This is a genomic window from Lysobacter sp. CA199, assembly GCF_052078715.1.
Lineage (GTDB): Bacteria > Pseudomonadota > Gammaproteobacteria > Xanthomonadales > Xanthomonadaceae > Lysobacter.
In genome coordinates, this window is sequence record NZ_JBQJIL010000004.1 from 120,058 (window position 1) to 138,964 (window position 18,907).

The 18,907-nt window shown below is 62.6% G+C and carries 20 protein-coding genes; 7 read left to right on the forward strand and 13 right to left on the reverse strand.

The genetic code is table 11. The annotated features are described in order from the left end of the window. Positions 1-506: 506 nt before the first annotated feature. The 11 genes from ACTOWJ_RS07795 to ACTOWJ_RS07845 all read right to left on the reverse strand — a co-directional run bounded on the left by ACTOWJ_RS07795 (position 507) and on the right by ACTOWJ_RS07845 (position 8,949). Entirely contained in the window at positions 507-935 is a 429-nt protein-coding gene (locus tag ACTOWJ_RS07795; RefSeq protein WP_441334033.1) for a DUF6362 family protein, read from the reverse strand. Then, positions 928-1,533 (reverse strand): crossover junction endodeoxyribonuclease RuvC, encoded by a 606-nt coding sequence (locus ACTOWJ_RS07800; protein ID WP_441334034.1) that lies wholly within the window; start codon positions 1,531-1,533, stop codon positions 928-930. The genes ACTOWJ_RS07795 and ACTOWJ_RS07800 overlap by 8 nt, the downstream gene beginning before the upstream one ends. Continuing rightward, complete coding sequence (locus ACTOWJ_RS07805; protein ID WP_441334035.1) at positions 1,526-3,820, reverse strand: phage/plasmid primase, P4 family; 2,295 nt, start codon at positions 3,818-3,820, stop codon at positions 1,526-1,528. Before ACTOWJ_RS07805 ends, ACTOWJ_RS07800 begins: the two co-directional genes overlap by 8 nt. Next, complete coding sequence (locus ACTOWJ_RS07810) at positions 3,817-4,662, reverse strand: ParB/RepB/Spo0J family partition protein (RefSeq protein ID WP_441334036.1); 846 nt, start codon at positions 4,660-4,662, stop codon at positions 3,817-3,819. The genes ACTOWJ_RS07805 and ACTOWJ_RS07810 overlap by 4 nt, the downstream gene beginning before the upstream one ends. Continuing rightward, positions 4,662-5,540 (reverse strand): hypothetical protein, encoded by an 879-nt coding sequence (locus ACTOWJ_RS07815; protein WP_441334037.1) that lies wholly within the window; start codon positions 5,538-5,540, stop codon positions 4,662-4,664. Before ACTOWJ_RS07815 ends, ACTOWJ_RS07810 begins: the two co-directional genes overlap by 1 nt. A gap of 9 nt (positions 5,541-5,549) precedes the next feature. Next, positions 5,550-6,359, reverse strand: a complete 810-nt coding sequence (locus ACTOWJ_RS07820) for a PD-(D/E)XK nuclease family protein (protein ID WP_441334038.1) — start codon at positions 6,357-6,359, stop codon at positions 5,550-5,552. Continuing rightward, positions 6,356-6,736, reverse strand: coding sequence for a DUF6511 domain-containing protein (locus tag ACTOWJ_RS07825; RefSeq protein ID WP_441334039.1), 381 nt, complete (start codon positions 6,734-6,736; stop codon positions 6,356-6,358). Before ACTOWJ_RS07825 ends, ACTOWJ_RS07820 begins: the two co-directional genes overlap by 4 nt. A 63-nt stretch (positions 6,737-6,799) precedes the next feature. Next, positions 6,800-7,393 carry a hypothetical protein gene (locus tag ACTOWJ_RS07830; protein WP_441334040.1) on the reverse strand — a complete coding sequence of 198 codons (594 nt, stop codon included), beginning with the start codon at positions 7,391-7,393 and terminating at the stop codon, positions 6,800-6,802. A gap of 14 nt (positions 7,394-7,407) precedes the next feature. Further along, on the reverse strand, positions 7,408-8,235 hold the full coding sequence (locus ACTOWJ_RS07835) for an ATP-binding protein (protein ID WP_441334041.1): 828 nt from the start codon (positions 8,233-8,235) through the stop codon (positions 7,408-7,410). Between the two features lie 34 nt (positions 8,236-8,269). Beyond that, entirely contained in the window at positions 8,270-8,740 is a 471-nt protein-coding gene (locus ACTOWJ_RS07840; protein ID WP_441334042.1) for a hypothetical protein, read from the reverse strand. Next, positions 8,737-8,949: a helix-turn-helix domain-containing protein gene (locus ACTOWJ_RS07845; protein ID WP_441334043.1), complete on the reverse strand. Its 213-nt coding sequence runs from the start codon at positions 8,947-8,949 to the stop codon at positions 8,737-8,739. Before ACTOWJ_RS07845 ends, ACTOWJ_RS07840 begins: the two co-directional genes overlap by 4 nt. 634 nt (positions 8,950-9,583) lie before the next feature. Between ACTOWJ_RS07845 and ACTOWJ_RS07850 the strand changes: the two genes are divergently transcribed. The 7 genes from ACTOWJ_RS07850 to ACTOWJ_RS07880 all read left to right on the forward strand — a co-directional run bounded on the left by ACTOWJ_RS07850 (position 9,584) and on the right by ACTOWJ_RS07880 (position 14,279). Next, complete coding sequence (locus ACTOWJ_RS07850) at positions 9,584-10,501, forward strand: hypothetical protein (RefSeq protein ID WP_441334044.1); 918 nt, start codon at positions 9,584-9,586, stop codon at positions 10,499-10,501. A gap of 193 nt (positions 10,502-10,694) precedes the next feature. Beyond that, entirely contained in the window at positions 10,695-11,153 is a 459-nt protein-coding gene (locus ACTOWJ_RS07855) for a DUF2924 domain-containing protein (protein WP_441334045.1), read from the forward strand. 4 nt (positions 11,154-11,157) lie between these two features. Then, entirely contained in the window at positions 11,158-11,526 is a 369-nt protein-coding gene (locus ACTOWJ_RS07860) for a recombinase family protein (protein ID WP_441334046.1), read from the forward strand. Beyond that, positions 11,523-12,854, forward strand: coding sequence for a recombinase family protein (locus ACTOWJ_RS07865; RefSeq protein ID WP_441334047.1), 1,332 nt, complete (start codon positions 11,523-11,525; stop codon positions 12,852-12,854). The genes ACTOWJ_RS07860 and ACTOWJ_RS07865 overlap by 4 nt, the downstream gene beginning before the upstream one ends. Then, positions 12,851-13,282 (forward strand): hypothetical protein, encoded by a 432-nt coding sequence (locus tag ACTOWJ_RS07870; protein ID WP_441334048.1) that lies wholly within the window; start codon positions 12,851-12,853, stop codon positions 13,280-13,282. Before ACTOWJ_RS07865 ends, ACTOWJ_RS07870 begins: the two co-directional genes overlap by 4 nt. 31 nt (positions 13,283-13,313) lie before the next feature. Further along, entirely contained in the window at positions 13,314-13,784 is a 471-nt protein-coding gene (locus ACTOWJ_RS07875) for a helix-turn-helix domain-containing protein (RefSeq protein ID WP_441334049.1), read from the forward strand. A 111-nt stretch (positions 13,785-13,895) separates the two neighbouring features. Continuing rightward, entirely contained in the window at positions 13,896-14,279 is a 384-nt protein-coding gene (locus ACTOWJ_RS07880) for a hypothetical protein (RefSeq protein WP_441334050.1), read from the forward strand. A gap of 67 nt (positions 14,280-14,346) precedes the next feature. On the opposite strand, the gene ACTOWJ_RS07885 is transcribed toward ACTOWJ_RS07880, so the two are convergent. Next, complete coding sequence (locus ACTOWJ_RS07885) at positions 14,347-14,706, reverse strand: hypothetical protein (RefSeq protein ID WP_441334051.1); 360 nt, start codon at positions 14,704-14,706, stop codon at positions 14,347-14,349. A 35-nt stretch (positions 14,707-14,741) separates the two neighbouring features. Continuing rightward, positions 14,742-18,893, reverse strand: a complete 4,152-nt coding sequence (locus ACTOWJ_RS07890; RefSeq protein ID WP_441334052.1) for a peptidoglycan-binding protein — start codon at positions 18,891-18,893, stop codon at positions 14,742-14,744. Between the last annotated feature and the right edge of the window lie 14 nt (positions 18,894-18,907).

The following is an 18,907-nucleotide window of genomic DNA, read 5'->3' on the forward strand; positions in this document are numbered from 1 at the left end:
GCGCATTTCGCGCAAACGGAATGAGCGCCTCGATCGGGCGCAGTTCGATCTGAAGGCTCAAAGGATGTCCGAGTGCGAACCGGGTTGCAGGGACTGCAAACCCGAATAAAAGGATTGACGCTAGCGGGGTTTTGCGGCTGGGCCCCCCGCTCGTTTTGTGCTAGGGGAAGGACCCGCGATTTCTGGCCGAAGGGCGCGACGTGTGCGCGCGTGTTGCGCGCGCGGCTCGGAGTCGGGCACTGGCCGCGGCCTCAAGAGGTGCCGCCGTGTTGCGCGCTGTGCGCGACGTGTTGGGACAAAGTTTGATCCGAACGATGATGTTCGAATCGGGAAGGAAGATCAGCCCGAAGATTCCGATGGTGTCTTGGAAGTCTTCGGGCTGACCCATGCTGGGTGATGCGTCCCCCGACAGACCACGATCAGCATGCCGACTAGGCTAGGGCAAAACCGGGGTGTTTGGGACACCCCGACTGGCCGACTTAGAGGACACAAGAGGACATAAGAGGTCAGGAGCGCAAAGACGTTGGAATTGCCTCCGGTCTGGCATCCGCAAAGCGTGGCAGCGACCCGTTGAGTTGGACCGTCACCACCGCGAGCGCATGCTGCCAGTGTCGCCACGCCGTCTTGCGGATAAGCCCAGTCCGCGTGCAAATCTCGCGCCACGGAACGTACTGCGCCCGCAGCCAGACCAGGCGACGCTGCTCCTCGTCCAGCCACCGCAGCCAGCGCACGGTCTCCCCGAAGCGGTCAATCGCTGCTGGGGATGCGGCGAAGCGCAGGACGATACGCTCATCGGCATAGCCCTCCCACGACTGGCGCTGGATGTTCGGCCAGTACGAGGCGTAACCCTGCACACGCGCCGCCGGCAACCGGCGTGCGGTGATCGCGGCCTCCTGGAATCGGTCCGCAACGGTCTGGATTGTCCACTCAGCCACGGGCCTGCTCCTGCGCCATGGCCCAATGCAGCAGCGCCAGAGCGTCGGCCTCGTTGTCATCAACGGGCTTGTGGCCCAGCCGCTTCGCCGCGTCGATCATTGCGGCCTTATCGGCGTTGCCCTTGCCGGTCGCGAATTTCTTGATCGTGCCGACCGGAACGCCCTGGTACGGAACCGCATGGCGCTCGCACCACGCGGTGAGCTGCGCCAGGAAGCCGCCGTAGACGTGCGCGGCATCGACGCCACGGTGCCGGCGCACTTCTTCGAAATACAGCGTCGAGGGTGCGCCCGCGAAGCGCCACAGGTCATCGAGCCAGCGCACGAAGCGCAGGTAGCGCATGCCGCCGCCTTCGAATCGGCCCACCTTAAAGTGCTCGGTACCGCTCATGGCCTGGCCGGAAAGCCGCAACGCCCAGCCCAGCGTCGTTCCCAAGTCGAGCGCGAGCAGTGTCGGCGAGGCGACCTCGCCGGTCTGGGTGGCGGATGAGGCGGGATTGCTGGTTGATGCGCGTATGTGCGCGCGCACGCACACATAAGGGGGAACCGGCAAACGCGCCTCATCCGCCACCCGCCCTTCCAACTGATTGATTTCATTCATGGCTCGCACCTCCGTACTGCGCAAAGGATTTGGGTTTGAGGCTGAGGCCGGCGAAGTAGCGAACGCCTTTGCCGCCCTTGAACTTGCTGAACTGCCGCGCCGTCAACAGATCGGAGAATCGTTTGATCGAACCAACGAACTCGCCATTGCTTTCGGCCCATTCACGCCAGTCGATGAAAAGGTCCGTCGCGGTACCCCTGGCTTGCGCATGCACATAGCAACGCTCTTCGATCCAGTGACCGAGCGCGTCTTCACCCTCGAAATACTCGTCGGTCGCGTCGATCACACACTGCGGCGCGCGCAGCCCCGTGTGCTGCCATTGCTGGCAACCTTCGATGGCCCACGCCATGATTCCGTCGCGCTCGGCCAGCAATTTCTCCGTCAGCCGGCTGTCGCGTCGGTCGGGCGGGATGGTCACGGTAAACGGCACCAGATGCAGACGCCGCTTCATTGCCTCGTCCACGTTACGGATCGCCGGCTTGTGATTGCCGGCAACCACCAACTTGAACTGCGGGATGTACTCGAAAAAATCCTGCCGCATGAAGCGCGCGCTGATCTTGTCGCCACCAGTAATGGCCTTGAGCTTGGACTCGTTCCACCGCCGCCCTTCCTCGGTCTCGACCGCGGCGACGAAGCGCGCGCCGCGCAGACCGGCCAGTTCGGTCGGGTGGCGCTCACCTCGGCTCTCCATGAACGTGTCCATCGGTGCGTTCGTTGCGTAGTCGCCAAGGATCGTGGCCAAGGTATTCACGAACACCGACTTACCGTTGGCGCCGGTGCCGTACAGGAAGAACAGCGCGTGCTCACGCGTGACGCCGGTCAGGCAGTAGCCGACGACGCGTTGTAGGTACGACGCCAACTCAACATCACCGCCGGTGACGTCGCTCAGGAATCGCCGCCAGGTTGGGCAGTCCCCGTGCGGACTGGCCGTGGCCAGCTTGGTCATATGCTCGCCACGGGCATGGCGACGCATTTCCCCGTCACGCAGATCCACAATGCCCTGCGGCGTGTTCAACGCCCACGGATCGCGGTCCCAATCCTCGGCCCAGGAAGCATGGCGCGGATCGCTGCGGGCCAGACGTTCAACGCCGCCCACGGTCGAAGCCGACGCCAGTTTCGAACGCTGCGTGGGCTTATCGGCAAACGCCTGCGCAGCACGACAGACGCCGCGCACCAAGTGCTGCAGGACGAGCGCCCGATCCGGGTTCCAACGGGTACCGGTCCAACTCAGCCACTGACCCCACGCCGCGCAGTAGCGCCAGTCGTCGGCGTAGTGCCGGGTAAAGGCCAGGCCGAGGCCATCGTCGCTACTCCAGTCCAGGCCGTCGAAGTCGATCGGCGGCGGTGCCGCGTCGTTGCCCGGCGACAGGAAGGTGCGTTCACCCGCGCGCAGGAAGCCGTCGATATCGAAGCCATCTTCGGCAGCGTCAGCGGCATCCCAACCCAGTGGCTTGTCCTCGGGCAGGTGCAGCAACGCGCAGGAATCTGCGCCGGCCTTGAACGCGGCCTGCGCCGCCTGCATCGCGTACTCCCAGCCGGGCTTATCCTTGTCGGGCCAGATCAGCACATGCTTGCCGCACAGTGGCGACCAGTCGGTTTTGTCGATGGGTGCGTTGGCGCCGTTCATGGACGTCGTGGCGCAGGTTCCCCGCTCGATCAACGCGTCGGCCGATTTCTCGCCCTCGACCAGAACGACCTCGTTCGATGCGGCCATGCCGGGCTGGTTATAGAGCGGACGCGGCGTCGGCGCCTGGTGCTTGCGCCGCTTCGGATCCCACGGCCGGTACTGCTTGCCCTCCGGCGGATCGTAGCGGTACACGCAGGCGATCAACTCGCCTTCCGCGCTCAGGTAATCCCAGCGCGCGGTGTGTGGGCCGAGATCGTCCACGGCCGGCTCGGACCGGCGCTTCTTGGACGGCGAGCCCGTCGTCGGTGCCGGCACATTACCCGCCAGCTCGGATGCGCGTTCGAGCACCGCGGCGAAATCGTGGCGCGCGTCCAGTCCGGCCTGCACCGCGATCAGGTCGAAGATGTCGCCGCCCTCGCCGGTGGCGTGGTCGTTCCACAGACCGGCCTTGTCGCCGTCCAAAGCGACCTCCAGGCTGTCCCCGGCGGCGCCGTGGACATCACCGATAGTGAACCGACCGCGGCGAACACGACCGTCGGGATACAGCGACTTCAGCACGCCGTCCAAACGCTGCATAAGCAGCATTCGGACGTCATTGCGCGCAGGGCGTTCGGGCTGCCGAGTATCATCCGGCGGCCCGGCGTCATTGAAATCCATCATGCGGCTTCGGGCCTCCGTTCCAATTCCCGCTGAAGCTGGGCGATCGCTTCGATCGCCCGGCGTGCATGCTTGAACCGTTGCAGCAAAATCGGTTCGTTCCAGTCGAACTCGGTAAGAAATCGGCTCGCAAATGCCTCTGCGCTTCCTTCCGCCTCAAGCAGTTGGCTGGTAATTTGATCCAATCGATTCAGCGTGGCGCGCACGAACTCGGTTCCTGGGACCGCGTGCAGAACGTCCACGCGCGCAGTCCTGGTCCGACTGGCGCTTCGGTTCAGCGATGCAGACAGCTCGCGCTGACGGAGCTTGCGATCATCGATGGCCGCCAGGCGGGCTTGGACCTTCGGGTTCAACGCCACAATCTTGGCGGCTTCATGCACCGAGATCTTCCCGGCATCGACCTTCTCGACCAGCGCAGCAGCGCCTTCGTCCTTGACGCGCACGGCTTTAGCGATGGTCCGGTCGGACACGACGAGCAGCTTGGCTGCCTTTTCCCTCGTCACAATCTCATTCTGCAAATTTGCAGAATCAACAGTGCCCCCCACCTTTCGATTGGCGATACGCGCAGCCACCATAGCCCGCTGCGACTCGTTGAGGTGCCGTCGGGCCAGGTTTTCGCTGATGACGAATGCGGCCGGGTCGCTGCCGGTGTAATCGGAGAACCTCGGGTCGATCCCGCATTCCAGACAGGCACGATAGCGATGGCGGCCATCCAGAATCATCCCTTCATGCAGGATGATGTCGTGCCGCTGGCCGTTCGAACGGATGTCCTCGATCAGTCCGGCAAACGCCGGGGCCACCATGTCGGGGAGAGCCAGGCACAGCGGGTGGTATTGCATCGTCATCAGATCGCCTCCGGAAAGACTTCGTCCGTGCGCGGAAACACAGATCGCCACGACTTGACGACGCGATCTGCCCGTTTCAGATTCCAGGCTTTGATGCAGGCGTGCAGTTGCACACCATCCTTGAGGTGGATGCCCTGCATTCGGGTTTCCATGAGCTTCTCGCGCAAGTGGTAGATCGATTCCCGCGTGGACAGCTGCGCGCCATTGAACAGCGTCACGATGAAATCGTCGGCCGCGTCCTGGTCGATTTGAGCGAAGTACCAGTGCAAGAACATGGCCTTCGCGTGGGAGATCGGCGGATATCGGCGGGGAAGCGACGCGACGAGCCTGCTGGCCGGCTGAACGAAGGGGTGATGCTTCCAATAATCCAGCATCGATTGGTTGGTCGGGCGCGAAGAACTATGAGGCGGCAGGCCTCGGCTATGGTTCACGATCATCGGCAACGCCGCGGCAGCCGTTCGCGCCTCGCTCAGCGCAATACCATCGATGGTCAGGATGTCCGATCCGGTTCGCTGTTTTCCGGTATCGATGACGTCGAACGATCCATCTTCCAGGCCCGTATTGACGACGATCTCGACCTCGGTGTTCGCCCCAACAATCGCGGACAAGCGGTGCTGACCGTCCAGAAGGCGACCGCTCCTGCTGAATTTGATGGACTCGCCGGTACTCTTCCAACTTCCGCCGGCCATGTCATTCGCATACTGCATGACGGCCTTCAAGCGGATAGGGCGATTGCTGCTGTTGCGCGAGAGCCACGCGGACGCAATAGGTGCGCTGACTTTCACGACTTCGATGGAGCACCACTCCCGAGTAGGCAAGGCGATGGCTTCGGCTTCGCAATCGATAGTGACCGGAAGGCTAAGGGGGTTCTGACTCATTGGGCGTCCTCAATCAGTGGGGGTAGTGGTTGTGGATAGGGACCAGCAGCGGTCCTGCCACGGACATTGCCGACAGGTTTGGTGCGTCGGCGTGCTGGAAATGCGGGGCAATAGTTCGGCGGCGTCGCAGGCCCGAAGGATGTGGACCGCACGATCGGACGCGCGCTGCGCTAGGCCGCTATCGAATGGGACGCGCTCGGCGTAGATGGCCATGTCGTCGGCGCAGATCGCGGTGAACAACGCAGGGTGTTCGTGCAAGCCCAGATAGGCTTGGTACAACGCGACCTGCGTTGCGTAGACCGGGCGGCTGGCCGCGAGCCGCTTTTTCTGCAACTCACGGAACGTCTTTACGCCAACGGCCTTGGTTTCCCAAAGCATCGGATAGCGGAAGGTGTCTGGGCCGGCGACGATCACGCCATCGGCGTGACCGCGCACGCGCCCGGCCGCGGTGGAGAAGCCGAATTGCTCGCCGCGCTCATTGCGTGTGCGCAGATCGAAACCGGCCAGGCGCAACCAAGCGGACATCCAGTCTTCGACGCGGTGCCCGCGTGCGAACACGCGCAGCACGCGACCGGGGAAGTGGCGGCCGATGTCCTTGGGCGCATCGAAGTATTGGAACTGCACTCGGCGCGCGCACTCTTCGCCGATGCTTGAGGCGCCCAGGTAGGCGCGCGGCGGCAGGGAGGCCGCCTCGCGCTCCATCGCGGTATCGATCAGCGTGCCTACTTGGTCGGACAGATCGTGCGTGTTGAAATCAAGCATGGTTCGAAGGCGAAATGTGGAAAAGGCCAGGACGAAAATGGCAATGCCAAAATTCAAAAAGGAATCGTGTCGTCCTCGAAGCCGTCGTAAGGCGGCGCGAGCTTGTGGCCGACTGGATTCGACTGCGCGCGGATCGATGTCTCGTAGGCCCGCGTGATGGCCTCGATCACTTCGGTGGCTTGCGCTTGGTTGTATTGGCCGAGTGGGGTATCGAAGCCGATGTGCTCGGCGACCACCGTCAGCGCTTTCAGGCACGCGCGCTGTGCCTCATGGGTTAATGGGTGAGTCACAGGCAAAAGCTCCTCTATCGACGCCGGATCGCTCCGGCATCGGGTGTCGTAGAGTTGGTGGAAGGCGTTCTGACAAGTGATGGAACAGAACGCCCATCGGTACGGCGTGCGCCGCGGATCACCGATCCGGCGGCGCAGGTCCAAATGGCCGAAGCCGCGCGCGGGTCTTCCGCACGCCCAGCAAGGAGTCATGGCGCAGTAGGTGAATCACTGCGCCCACGCGGGACGACCGCTGGCAGATGCAGCGGTCGGGTTCTGCGCTGCCGGCGGCGGCAAAGACCCGCGTGCCGGCACCGGCGCCGCCGCGCCCATCAGCTCTTTGTACTGCGGGTGGTCGGCGGTGATCGGCACCTTGATGACCGCCTTGTCCTCGTTGTCGCGGTCTTTCTCCCAATCGACCTTGCCGACGAAGACCAAGCCGTCGAGATCGCCGAAGCTTTCAATGCAGCGCCCGGCTTGGGCTGCGGCGCTCGTATCTTCGGGATGCAAACCGTAGGCCGAGTTGAGCACGCCCTTGATGAAGCCGCGGCCCATCTGGCCCCACGTCTCGCCTTTGGTGCTGGACAAGCCAATCAGCGACCACAGTTTCTTGCGCGCGTGCTCGCCCTGTAGCACCACGAACTCAGCATTGAGATAGACCGAGCCGGTGTCGCCGCGCGTGGCCCAACCGTGCAGCCATCCTTGAGCCGGGTCGTTGTAGCCGCCGGGCTTGATGGTCATGCGCACCTTGACCAAGGTGCCCTTCGGGATAAGGGCAAACGTCGGGCTTTGGGCGTTGTTGAAGTCGTTCCAATCAGACATAGGGCTCCTCTGAGTTAATGAAGGGTAGTGTCGTTGGGCGCCGCGGCTTCGGGGGCGCCGAGCTTGCGCATCAGCTGGCCCAGGTCCGGGGGCTCGATCATGTCGAGGCGGCCGGAGCGGTCCTTGGCGGGAAAGCCCCAGGGGTTGCCGGTCTGGCATACGAACGCGCGGTACGGCTCACCCTCGGCCGGCTTGATCTCGGCCAGCGTGATCACTTCGTCCACGATGCCCGGCAGCTCGAGTCCGGTCTTCGATCCGTCGATCTGCAGCTCGTAATAGCGCCGGTTGAACTCGTCGGTCCGCTCATCGAGGATGCCGACGAACCAGATGTGCTTGCCGCGCGTGTGCTGGATGTGGGTCAGCCACGCGACCATCTCCTGACCGAGCAGGCCGTAGGCGCCGCGGACATCGGGCTTGTTGGTCTTCTCCGAGAACGCCTGCGGCTGGCCTTTGCACCACTGGAAGCAAAGGCGGCCGGCGACGGTGATCGAGTCGATGAAGAGCGTGCGGTAGCGATCAAGCACGGTGGGGTCGCCATACCGGGCGCAGGCTCGTTCGTAGTGCCACTGGCTGAAGTGCTGGCCGTCGCGCAGGGCCGGGTTCGGTCCGCCTAGGAATACAGCCAGGTCGCGGCAGTCGTCCCAGGTTCGTGGGCGCAGGCTGTCGCCGGGCCAGTTCTTGACCGCGAGATCACCGGCCTCGATATCCACGAACAGCGTCGTCGCCGGATCGAGCTTCCACAGCTGGAAGGTCTTTCCCAAGCCCCAGCGGCCAATGAGCACGCCCTTGACGCCGCGGGTCTCGGCCAAACGCTGATCGGCGGTGATGATCGGCAGCGCCATCAGCGGACGCCCCCTTGATAAAATGCGACGACGATCACGATTCGTTCTCCAGCAGCGATAGGCGATACGTGGGCTTGCCGGTCTTGAGCGTGCGCGCCGCGTCGAAGTTCGCGCGCATCGATGCCGACCACGCGCTGTACTTGGTTTCGCTGATTCGGTAGCTGATCTCCACGAACTCGGTCGGGTCTTCGCCCGCGGCGCGGATGCGCTGGACGATCTGCCCGAGCAGCGCTTGGTCCCATTCGATCTTCTTCGGCAACTCGACGCTGACGCGGATGTCGCCATCGGCGAAGGTCACCGCGCCCGTGTCCTTGCCCGCGGCCGACCGCGCTGCGGCAGCGGTTGCGCTGTAGCGCAGATCCAACGCGCGATCGATCCAGTCGGCATTCGCCTTTGCGGTGGCGACGGCATCGGCGGCCTGCTGCTTCAGATCGACCAGCATGTCGGCGGGGTACTCGGCCAACTCCGACAGCGGCCGACTCAGGCTACGCTCCAACAGCGTCATGCGGCCCCCGTTGCGCTGGGCGCGGCGGAAGACTCGGCACGGTTCGGCCGGCGTTCGAAGCCTTCGATATCGTCCAATCGATAGCGGACCATGCGCGCGATCTTGAAGCTGATCGGCCCGATGCCTTCTTCGCGCCAGCGCCGGATGGTGCGCGGCGCGACGCGCCAGCGGTTCGCCAATTCCTCGGTGGACAGGGTGGGGATGCTCACTGCAACGACTCCTTTTCGTGCGGCGACGCGAGTGCGTCGTCGCGAAAAAGCTTGAAGCAGGTCTGGCTAGCAATGAAAGGTTGCGATGGCTAGATCGGAGGCTAGATCGGGGCTAGCGATGGATAGCGTTGGCTAGCGAAGGCTAGACATGGATAGCGATGGCTAGCGATGGCTAGCGAAGCGCACACGAACATCAGCGCGCATCTGAAACGAACGATGAATCGACTCGGGCGGAACGCTTGATTGGAACGACAAGATGCATCCGTGATATTGCGCACGCAACGAACGGGCTATACGCTCTTGCGTACAACAATAACGGTCTCCTCCCCCAAGGACCCCCTATGAACATTGGACTCGTTCGCCGCGCCGCGTTGGCGCATGCCGCAGCCGCCCACGGCTGTTCCATTTCCCTGCACTCGCTTGCCAGTGATCGGCTGCATCAAGATCGACTGGACATGGCCATTGGCGCCCATCGCGCGCCCAAGCACGACCATCGACTGGATTCGGGGCTACCTCCGATCCGCTGATCGTTCGTAAGCGGAGACACATTCCATCGGGCCGGTGACGGCTTGATCGACGCCTTGCACCCGCGATTTACCGCGGTAAGGGAAGCTTTGCTGTGCTTAAGGATTACTTGAACTGGTTCGACAACGAACCGGACGATCAACTGTTGCCGTTAGATGAGACGCGGCTATTTCAGCGGCTGCTTTCGCTGGGAGCGATGTTCCCGCCGAAGCGCGCCATTACCAGCATGTGCCGGGGTTGCCTTGAGGTGGAGACTCGCCACGTCTATGAGTGTGACGATCATCGTGTGACGTGTTCGAAGTGCAACGGACGTGTCGATCTGTGGCCGCCTTTCGAGGCGATGCAAGTCCGGCACGAATGGTTGCCGCGGGAACTCGCAAAGAAGTTGGGGCAGATCAAACCGGTTGTCCTGCTACCGAACCGCGTCTGGCGCTTGGCGAAGGTGTCCATATGGCGCAAGCCGGTAGTGGTGTACTTGTTGCGCTACGGATCCAGCAGCGATTTGGATCGACTGGCCGATGCGCTCAACGTAGACGACGAACACCGCCAAATCGTGCTCTCGACAAGGCAAGAGCTGCCTGCAGAGGTGGTCGGAAAGAATCGACTTGCTGTCGCACTTGAGCGCGTTGCGCGCCTGGAGCCTGAAGGGCTCGTGTTCGGGTTGCCGAACTTGGCTGAGGTCATTGCTGAAATAGATTCGACACCGACCGTGGGATCGATGCCAGCGCCGAGATGGTTTGAACTCAGTGAAGACGGATCCCGGTTGCGCGTCCAGGGCGAGGAACTAGTCCTGCGCAGGAAGCAGGGCGCCTTCGTCCAGGCCATCGCCGAAGCACATGACGCGGGCCAAGCCAGGCCCAAGCAGTCCTGGGTACTCAAACGATCGGGGTATAGCTCGCAAAATACCAGTCTCGCCCAAATCTGCCGCCGTAAGGAATTTGCACGGTTCATCGACTGGCGCAACGGCGCAGTAGCGATCCGAAAAATACCCCTTCCTAAAGCTAACGGCCGAGAGAACAAATCATGAATCAGGATGCTGACGAGCGGCAGCGCTTGCCGGACGAACGCGTCGTGTCTGCAACTCGCTTGATCGCGGAAGCATTACGGCGACTGCATGCGCGGACACGGGACGCGCGCGGTGTCTTCGGAGAGGTTGGACTTGATAACGCGGGCGAACCGAGGGGTTATACAAACCCCTTGGAGAGCCGTGGAGGCCGACAATGAAAGAGGATGTAATCGAGGCGACTATCGCCGCACAGGTGGCGGCGTTGCCGAGCCTACCTTGGATCGAGTTGAAAACTCGCTGGTTGAAGCATTTCGGCGCGCCACCTGGAGTCAACAATCGGCGGTACGTGATTCGTCGGCTGGCCGATCGCCTCCAGGAAGATGCCTATCGCGCAAGCGGGCACCCACTGGTCGAGGACAACGCCAAGCGCGTGGCCCGCTTGCTGGAGACCGGCAAGATCACGCGTCGAGCGAACGCGCCCGCGCCGACACCGGGGGCGGTACTCACCCGCCTGTACGAAGGCCGGCTCCACCGCGTGACCGTGTTGGCCGATGGCGGGTTCGACTACGAAGGGCGCAGATTCGGCAGCTTGTCGAAGATCGCCAGGGATATCACCGGTACCCGCTGGTCGGGACCCGCGTTCTTTGGGCTGCGCAGCAGCGCCAAAAGGTAATGACATGACTCAGATCACTAACACACTCCAGATCGCAATGTACTGCCACTCGAACCAGCCCGACGCCGGCTACATCGCGTACCAACAACAAGGCATCGCATGGGTCATCGACCGATGCGCTGGCTCGGCCTTCGCCGTGCGCGAATATGCCGATGATGGTTACTGTCCGGAAACGACGGTCCGGCCAGCCTTTCAGCGAATGCTGATCGACGCTGCCAGCGGCTGCATTGATTGCATTGCTGTGACCGATTGGAATCGTCTGGCGACCTCGGCATCGGGTGTGCAGCGACTGCAACGCTTCTTCCAGCGACACGGTGTGCTGGTCGTGGAATGCCGTGTCCGGGAGGGCGTGGTGGTGAGGATCGCGGCATGAGCGCGGTCCAACGGCTGCGCTGCGCCGTGTATGCGCGAAAATCCAACGAGGAAGGGCTGGAGCGGGAGTACAACTCCATCGATGCCCAGCGCGATGCCGGCGCCAGCTATATCGCTGCGCGTCGCAGCGATGGATGGATTCCGGTCCCGGACGACTACGACGAACTGGCGGTGTCGGCGCGCGACATGAACCGGCCGGTCCTGCAAAGGCTGCTTGCCGACATCCGCGAGGGCAAGATCGACGTGGTCGTCGTCTACCGCCTCGACCGGCTCACCCGGTCGATGCGCGACTTCCCGGTGCTGGTCGATCTTCTCGATCAGTACAAGGTCTCGCTGGTATCCATCACCGAGAACTTCAGCACCAAGGATGCGGTCGGCCGCATGACCTTGAACATGATGATGACCTTCGCGCAGTTCGAACGTGAGTTGGCGGTCGATCGTGTGCGCGACAAGATGGTCGCCAGCAAGAAGAAGGGGCTGTGGATGCACGGAATCCCACCGCTGGGCTACGACATCCGGGAACGCCGGCTGGCGATCAACCATGCCGAGGCGGCGCAAGTGCGGTTCATCTTCCAGCGCCTGATCGAGACCGAATCACTTCAGGCGGTGGCCCGCGATACTGCTGGCATGGGGTATCTGAGCAAAGGGTGGACGACGCGCAAGGGTCGTGTCCGGGTGCCGCAGCCGCACGACAAGAGCACGATCCACAAAATCCTGCACAACCGAACTTACCTTGGCGAGTTGAAGCACGGCGATCAGTATTTTACGCAATGCCACCCCGCGATCATTGACGTCGACGTCTGGAACAAGGCGCAGGATCTGTTAGCCAAGAACGCGATCACACGGGGGAACGCCAATCGCGCGCGGGTTCCATTCCTGCTCAAAGGGTTGATTGTCGGTCCTGACCGGCGCGCGCTGACGCCGTACTACACGAAGAAGCGCAGCGGTCGGCTGTATCGGTACTACCTGAGCACCGCCCACATTCACGAAGGTCCCTCCGAGACCACCTTTCCACGGCTCCCGGCGGCCGAGCTGGAAGATATTGTCGTGCGTTACTTACGGCAGATGTTGAACACCCCGGAGATGATCGCTGCAATCGTACCGCAGGCCATCGCGATAGATCCCAAGTGCGATGAGGCACAGGTGGTGGTGGCGATGCGCCAATTCGATCAAGTGTGGGACTCGCTATTTCCACTTGAACAACAGCGGCTGGTGCGCCTGCTGGTGGACAAGATCACTGTCCAGCCGGATTCCATGGAAATTCGCTTCCATCCCAACGGAGTCGTATCCCTCGCCGACGAGTTCGCACGCGAGGAGATCGCCGCATGATGCCCATCGTGAACATCCTTGGCGAAGCGCGCGTCGTCCGGACGAGCGATGGGGCCTTGGCCGTCACCGTGCCGCTGGCCATCAGCCGCCGCGCCGGCCGGCGGCGCTACGGACAGGCACGGGACAGTGACTCGGCGGCGACGGCTGCGCAGTTGACCTCGTTGCAGCGTGCGCTCGCCAAAGGTTTCCGATGGCGCGCCATGCTGGAGTGCGGCGAGGTCGCATCGATGAAAGAAATCGCCGAGGCCGAGTCCACCGATAACAGCTACGTCGGCCGGATCATCAACTTGACGTTACTGGCTCCCGAAATCATCGCAGGCATTCTGGACGATACCGTGCCCGACGTGCAGATCGACCAACTTGGCATCAGCCCACCGTTGCTGTGGTCCGAACAGCGGCGTTTAGTCGGCATCACTGCATCTTTGTAATCCCCCAACCACCACGACAGGAAGTTTCATCATGGCCAACACTGCCGCACTCACCAAAGAGCAAATCGCCCGTATCTCCCGAAAGGAATCAAGAAAGATCATCGAGCCCATGAAGGCCCAACTGGTGCTTCTGCGCAAAACCGTCGCCACGTTAAAGAACGAGCGAGCGCAATTTCGGCGCGAGGTAGCCACGGTCTCCAAAGGCACCGTGCGGTCGGCCACGCCCCAGCTACGGTCAGAGGTGGACGTGGCCGAGGCCGGCACGACGACGCGCCGTTACCGGTTCACTGCGGCCTCGTTCCGCAAGTTGCGCGAGCGCTTGGAACTGACCCGGCCCGAGATGGCGACTTTGCTGGGTTCCAGCAAGCAGGCGGTCTACATGTGGGAGACCGAAGGCTCCCAGCCGCGCGAGGTATTCGTGGCCAAGATCGCCATCGTGAAAGGGCTCACGAAGCAATCGGCACGGCAACTGCTGGAAGCGCATCCGGACGGCCAGCCGTAACCCGCTGACTCGTGTCTGTCTCGCAACGCTCGACACCTATCACGATTTAGCAATTGACCCGCACCGGCCTCTTGAAGACGATATCTCTCCCTTCCGAATGGAATCCGTCCGATGCTTGGAATGCAGTTAGCAGTTCAGTTTGATGCCATCACCCGACGACAGTTGGGGCTGTTCGTGGGCCTCGCGCTCGTAGCAGGTTCGGCCATTGCCGCCCCAGCACCCGAGGCTTTGAGTTTCCCTCCTCATGCAGGCCAGTACTTCGTACTGAAAATCGAAGGCAAGTGGCCTAAGAAAACGATCCACATGAAGCGCGTCGGCTCCAGCGGCACCAGTTTCTTTGTGAGGCAGTACGACTGCGTCAAATGGAAGACGCGTTATATCGCATCCGCAGACACGGTTGAGGATCTGGCGAAGTCGAAGCCAGAGCCACAGTTGTACGAAATTGTGCCCGGTGCGACGGCTGACCACGTCGGGCAGCTGGCCTGTAAGAAATAGAGCGAAACACCTTTTCGCGGCGTGTCCACTTCACGCAAGTTGAAGGGAGCCTCGTCGGAGGCTCCCTTCAATCAATACGTGTCGGAACACGGGTTTTGCCAGCTACTTCGGGAATGCTTTGCCAAAACGCGCGGGGGTAGTCCGATTCCATCTGCGACCGTTCCCACCAATCGGGATTCACTGACTCCACTAATCGGCGCTGCCAGCGATGGGGCCAACGCCGAATCTCGGCGGCCCGTCGGCGTGTCGCCTCCATCGTCTGCATGGGCTCGTACCACACCAAGCAAAAGGCGGCCAAGTAAATATCGTCGGCCGCACACGTTCGCTTGAAATGCGTCTCCTTGACCTCCCGCATCACGTCCGCGAGTAGACCGCCAACGCCGACCACATACGGGCCGACGCGCTGATCGGCAAGCAAGTAAGCCATGTACGGTCCTGTCGTTCCGCTCATCGGACCCCCGATTACCTTGACGGCCCACGGCTCGGGTCATCCGGATTGCGTTGCGATGCCTCCTGCGCCAGTTGCTGCTCGCGTTGCTGGTTGACCGCCTGCGTCTCGCGCAGGGTGTCCTGCATCGCGGGCGGCGGCTCGGAAAGCGATACGCCGGTATGAAAGCCCGGGGTGTGTGCCTCCACCCAAAGCTTGCCGTTGGCTGCGGCGACCAGCTTGATACTGCCTGCGTCATGAATCTCGTTTTGCTTGGCCGCGAGCATCGCCGCCGCCACGGTTTCATCCGAGACGTGGCCGGGCGCACCCGCGCGAATCTTCGCGAACATGGCTTGGTCAGCAGGAGACATGCGCGCCAGATCCTTGGCGTCCATTGCCGGGGCTGGCGTCGCCTGGTCGCGGACTGGCGCATAGTTCGGTTCGCGCTCCTTCGATTGCTCGTCGCTCGGCGCAGTCGAAGGCTCGACTTGACGGCTTGTTTCGATCGGGCGCGCGTTGGGAGGCGATGAAGCCAACGAGGTCGCGGCGGGCTCGACAGTACGCTCGTCGTTGATCGCAGCTGCCATCTCGGCAGGCTTCGCGGCCCTCTCGACGGCGGGAGTCTCGATTGCGACCTTCTCGGCCTTCTGCGATTCAATTTTGGCCTGCTGTGCAACTGCAAGCGCCTGCACCGTGTCGGGATCGACGCTCCCCGTTTCCGGCAGGCCATGGTCGCGCTGGAGTTGTCGAACGGCATGTTCCGTGGGCGCGTCGAAATGGCCTGTGCGCTGCAACGGTGTTTCGTCAGGACCCGCGTAGCCGACCCTTTGCAGGCGGTACTGAAGCATCTCGACGTCGTCACCACGGTCGCCGCGCCGCAACGTGCCGTCGTCCGGCGACGGCGCGGCGTCCGCCGCCACCGGCGGTGCGACCGGAGGGGCGGGCTGGGAAGGCGTTGGAGTCGGCGCGTCGGGCGCGGGCTGCGGCGTGGCGGCCTCATGGCTCGGCTGCGTCGAGGCCAGGACCTCCGGCTTTTTCGGTTCTATGGCCGGCGCCGCGATCGGCGGGGGGGCGCTCGGCTTGGGCGTCGACACCTGTGCCTCAACGACCGGCCGCTGGTTTTCCGCGTCGCGAACTGGCGGCGCGGTCGAATGAGTGACGGGGGCGGCAGGGATGGGAGCAACAGCAACGGTGTCGGTGCGCCGTGCGGCGTCCAACTGCTCGGCGGATGCCTGGGCATCCCCGGCTTGCTTCTGTTCCGGCTGCGGCGTCTGAGGCTGTTCAACCGCCAATTCGGCGGCCACGGCTTTCACTGGCGCAGGCGAAGGTGCCTCAGGTTCGCGCACCACGGGCTTTGGCTGCTTTGGTAGTTGATCAGCGTCAATGGCGCCCACGACAATTTCAGGTTCGCGGTCCGCCGTGCCCCTCACTGCTTGCAGCGCCGTGGCTTGCACATCATCACGCTGCAGACCCAAGCGGTTCGCTTCGCGAACGACCTGCTCTAGGGCCGCATGCTGCTGCGGAGATAAGTTCGCGATCCGAAGCTCCGGCGACTCCGGCGTAGTGGGTGGTGGCGACCGCAAATCAAGCATCGCCATCTGCACTTCCAGCGAACTGGTGACAACGGTATTGCGATTTACGCGGTCGGCATCATGGCTAATGTGCTCGATCGGGCTGTCGACATCGCGCTCACCTTTCGCGTTGAGTCCCAGGTGCAGCGAGGTTTTTAGCGGATCGACGCCATACTCATGCTGAGTGCGCCTGACCGCTTCCAGCGTCGCTTTCATCTGTTCCGGGGTCGCCTGAACCCCGTAGGCTGCGTAGGTCGACAACAAGTCCTTGCGCTCGATGTCCTCCAACGTCGGCGGCTGGCGATCAGGAATCTCGGCGACTTGCTGCTTGTGCTGCGCCAGTTGCGGTTGCAGCACCGCGCGCGTGCTTTCCAACTCCTGACGCAAGTTGCCGGCAGCCACCACGGACTCGCCGTTACGCTGCCACTGCCCATCTCCCGTACGCTGATACAGCTTGCCATCCGAAGCGACGAGCGAATCGTCTCGTAAGGCCGATTGAATGGAGGGAGGCACCTCTCCGAAACGCCTCCAGCCTTCGCTCTGATGCACCATTTGATAGCGAGCAGCCATCGGGGCCGGGCCGTTGGCGAGGTTCTCGCGGATTGTTTGCTGCGATGCCTGATCCAGTTCGGCTGCGCGCTCAGGGCTAGCATGATCAATTCGTAGCATCGGCACGCCGGGCTGTTCAAAGCCCACCACCACCTTACGGTCCCACGCGCCCGTTTGCGGATTGCGCTCCCAGTCGGCGCGACGCAGGCTGGTAGGCTCGTTCTCGGCCGCCGGTTGCGAGTACGGGTTGCGCGGCGGATCCAGCTTCCCGATTGCCAGTTCGGTTGCGACATTGCTGGCGCGGTAATTGAGTTCGTCCGCCTTCTCCGGATCGGCGGAAAACTCCTGTTTCACTGGCTTGTTCTGACCGTCGTCGATCAGGTCGCCCAAAGCCTGCCGCACCCATTGCCGCCCGTTGGACTGCCATTCGACGCCTTGCAGATCGGTATGCTTGAACGTCTTGTAGCTGTCCAACACCTTGGCGACATGCTCGCCTACGTGCGCGCCGGCCACCGCCGCGCCGCCGACAACAATGAAGCCAACGACGCCAGGGCCCGTGCCCACCGCGGTTGCGACCAAGCCCGCCGACGCACCGCCGATCCAGCCACCTGTGCCGCGCGCGGCGTAGTGCGTCAGCTCCGACTGTGCGGCCGACAGATTGTCTTGCGAGAGCAGCGTACTGGCGCGGTCGGCGCTGGCTTTGGCATCCACCACGCTCGCCGCAATACCGGCGACACCGGCTGCCGCCAAGACTTTCGCACCGGGGCTGAGCGGTCTCGGAGGTTCATAAGGCCGGATCTCGATATCGACCTCACCCATAAGCCCATTGCGCTTCGCTGCCATCGAGTCCTCGGCCAGCGGGGCGGTCATCTGCGTCGGAACGCAGCGAGCCGCATCCCGGGTGCAAGACGCGATCTCGGTGATCTGCGCGGCTGTTGTCATCGGATGCGGCCGATGACGGGCCGCAGCGGTAACCGGATCGGTGGGGACCGGGCTTCCGTCGTCCGGCATCAGCTTGATGACCTCGCCAGCAGGCAAGTCACGTTGAGTCTTCGGCAGGTACTGAAATGGGAAGGCTTCTTCGGAACGATGAATCACGTTGAGGCGCGGGTCGTAAGTCTCCGGCAATCGACGCAGTAGCGATTCACTGAAAAGAGCGTCGTGATAATCCGTCATCAGGTTATAGCTGCGCGTGCCCAGACCATTGCGCAGGTAGCTGCCGCCGATGTCTGAATGCGCGCCGGCCACGCTGACGCTCAGAAAGCGCCCGTCTTCCGACAAGCCGGCAGGGATGATGCGATCCACCGGAAACTTACCGCGCCTCTCGTCGGCGGCGTTGATCTGGAAACCGGACACGACCGAAGGCGCCAAGCGCCGGTCTAGGTATTCCATCGCTCCGGTCGGCACCGGGTCGTAGATCCCCACTGACATCGGCGTGTGCCCCGGTGCCTGATGGAAGTGAGGATAGGTTTTCGTTAGGTTGCCCCGTCCGTCTGGAACGTATTCGGGCCGATCTAAATTGGGAATGCCGCGGTCGTGAATCATGCGCGTCAAGATGGGGACTTGGCTGCCCCCTCTGCTAAAACCCTCGGCGTGAACCGTGACCTTCGCGTCTGGATCTTGCCGATAAATTTTGTTCGTCTGCTCGACTATCCGTTCATAGAGGCGCTCGGCAATCGATTCGCTTGTGTAGCCACGCGCCGCGTCGATTTTTTGTTTAATTGGGTCTGTCTGCGTGGCTGGACCGGCTTCATACAGGACCTCGATCTGGAGCCCGGATCTTTTTAGGTCGAAGGCTTGCTCCCTAAATCGCGCTACGTTCGTCGCATAGAGCGGGTCTTGTCCGACGTCGTTTTGGGTGCCATCCATGAGCCCGAATAATAGGTACGAATGCGGGTCCTTGGTGTTTAGCAACGTTGGCACCTTGAACTTGTATAGTTCATCGGCGGCGCGGTCGTAACTCCGAAGATGCTCCGCGGTCGCGGTGTAGTGCGACACGTCGTCCATCGGAAGTCCGTCTTCACCAAGATGGAGGACGTACTTCTTTTTCTTCTTTTCCTCTTCCATGTGGCGACCCTCCG

Coding starts and splice junctions, on each gene's coding strand:
- ACTOWJ_RS07835 (WP_441334041.1), bottom strand. CDS start 8,235: ATGGCGCTGCCGATCATCACCGCCGATCAGCGTTTGGCCGAGACCCGC.
- ACTOWJ_RS07800 (WP_441334034.1), bottom strand. CDS start 1,533: ATGAATGAAATCAATCAGTTGGAAGGGCGGGTGGCGGATGAGGCGCGT.
- ACTOWJ_RS07865 (WP_441334047.1), top strand. CDS start 11,523: ATGAGCGCGGTCCAACGGCTGCGCTGCGCCGTGTATGCGCGAAAATCC.
- ACTOWJ_RS07890 (WP_441334052.1), bottom strand. CDS start 18,893: ATGGAAGAGGAAAAGAAGAAAAAGAAGTACGTCCTCCATCTTGGTGAA.
- ACTOWJ_RS07805 (WP_441334035.1), bottom strand. CDS start 3,820: ATGATGGATTTCAATGACGCCGGGCCGCCGGATGATACTCGGCAGCCC.
- ACTOWJ_RS07855 (WP_441334045.1), top strand. CDS start 10,695: ATGAAAGAGGATGTAATCGAGGCGACTATCGCCGCACAGGTGGCGGCG.
- ACTOWJ_RS07875 (WP_441334049.1), top strand. CDS start 13,314: ATGGCCAACACTGCCGCACTCACCAAAGAGCAAATCGCCCGTATCTCC.
- ACTOWJ_RS07880 (WP_441334050.1), top strand. CDS start 13,896: ATGCTTGGAATGCAGTTAGCAGTTCAGTTTGATGCCATCACCCGACGA.
- ACTOWJ_RS07830 (WP_441334040.1), bottom strand. CDS start 7,393: ATGTCTGATTGGAACGACTTCAACAACGCCCAAAGCCCGACGTTTGCC.
- ACTOWJ_RS07860 (WP_441334046.1), top strand. CDS start 11,158: ATGACTCAGATCACTAACACACTCCAGATCGCAATGTACTGCCACTCG.
- ACTOWJ_RS07840 (WP_441334042.1), bottom strand. CDS start 8,740: ATGACGCTGTTGGAGCGTAGCCTGAGTCGGCCGCTGTCGGAGTTGGCC.
- ACTOWJ_RS07815 (WP_441334037.1), bottom strand. CDS start 5,540: ATGAGTCAGAACCCCCTTAGCCTTCCGGTCACTATCGATTGCGAAGCC.
- ACTOWJ_RS07810 (WP_441334036.1), bottom strand. CDS start 4,662: ATGACGATGCAATACCACCCGCTGTGCCTGGCTCTCCCCGACATGGTG.
- ACTOWJ_RS07870 (WP_441334048.1), top strand. CDS start 12,851: ATGATGCCCATCGTGAACATCCTTGGCGAAGCGCGCGTCGTCCGGACG.
- ACTOWJ_RS07885 (WP_441334051.1), bottom strand. CDS start 14,706: ATGGCTTACTTGCTTGCCGATCAGCGCGTCGGCCCGTATGTGGTCGGC.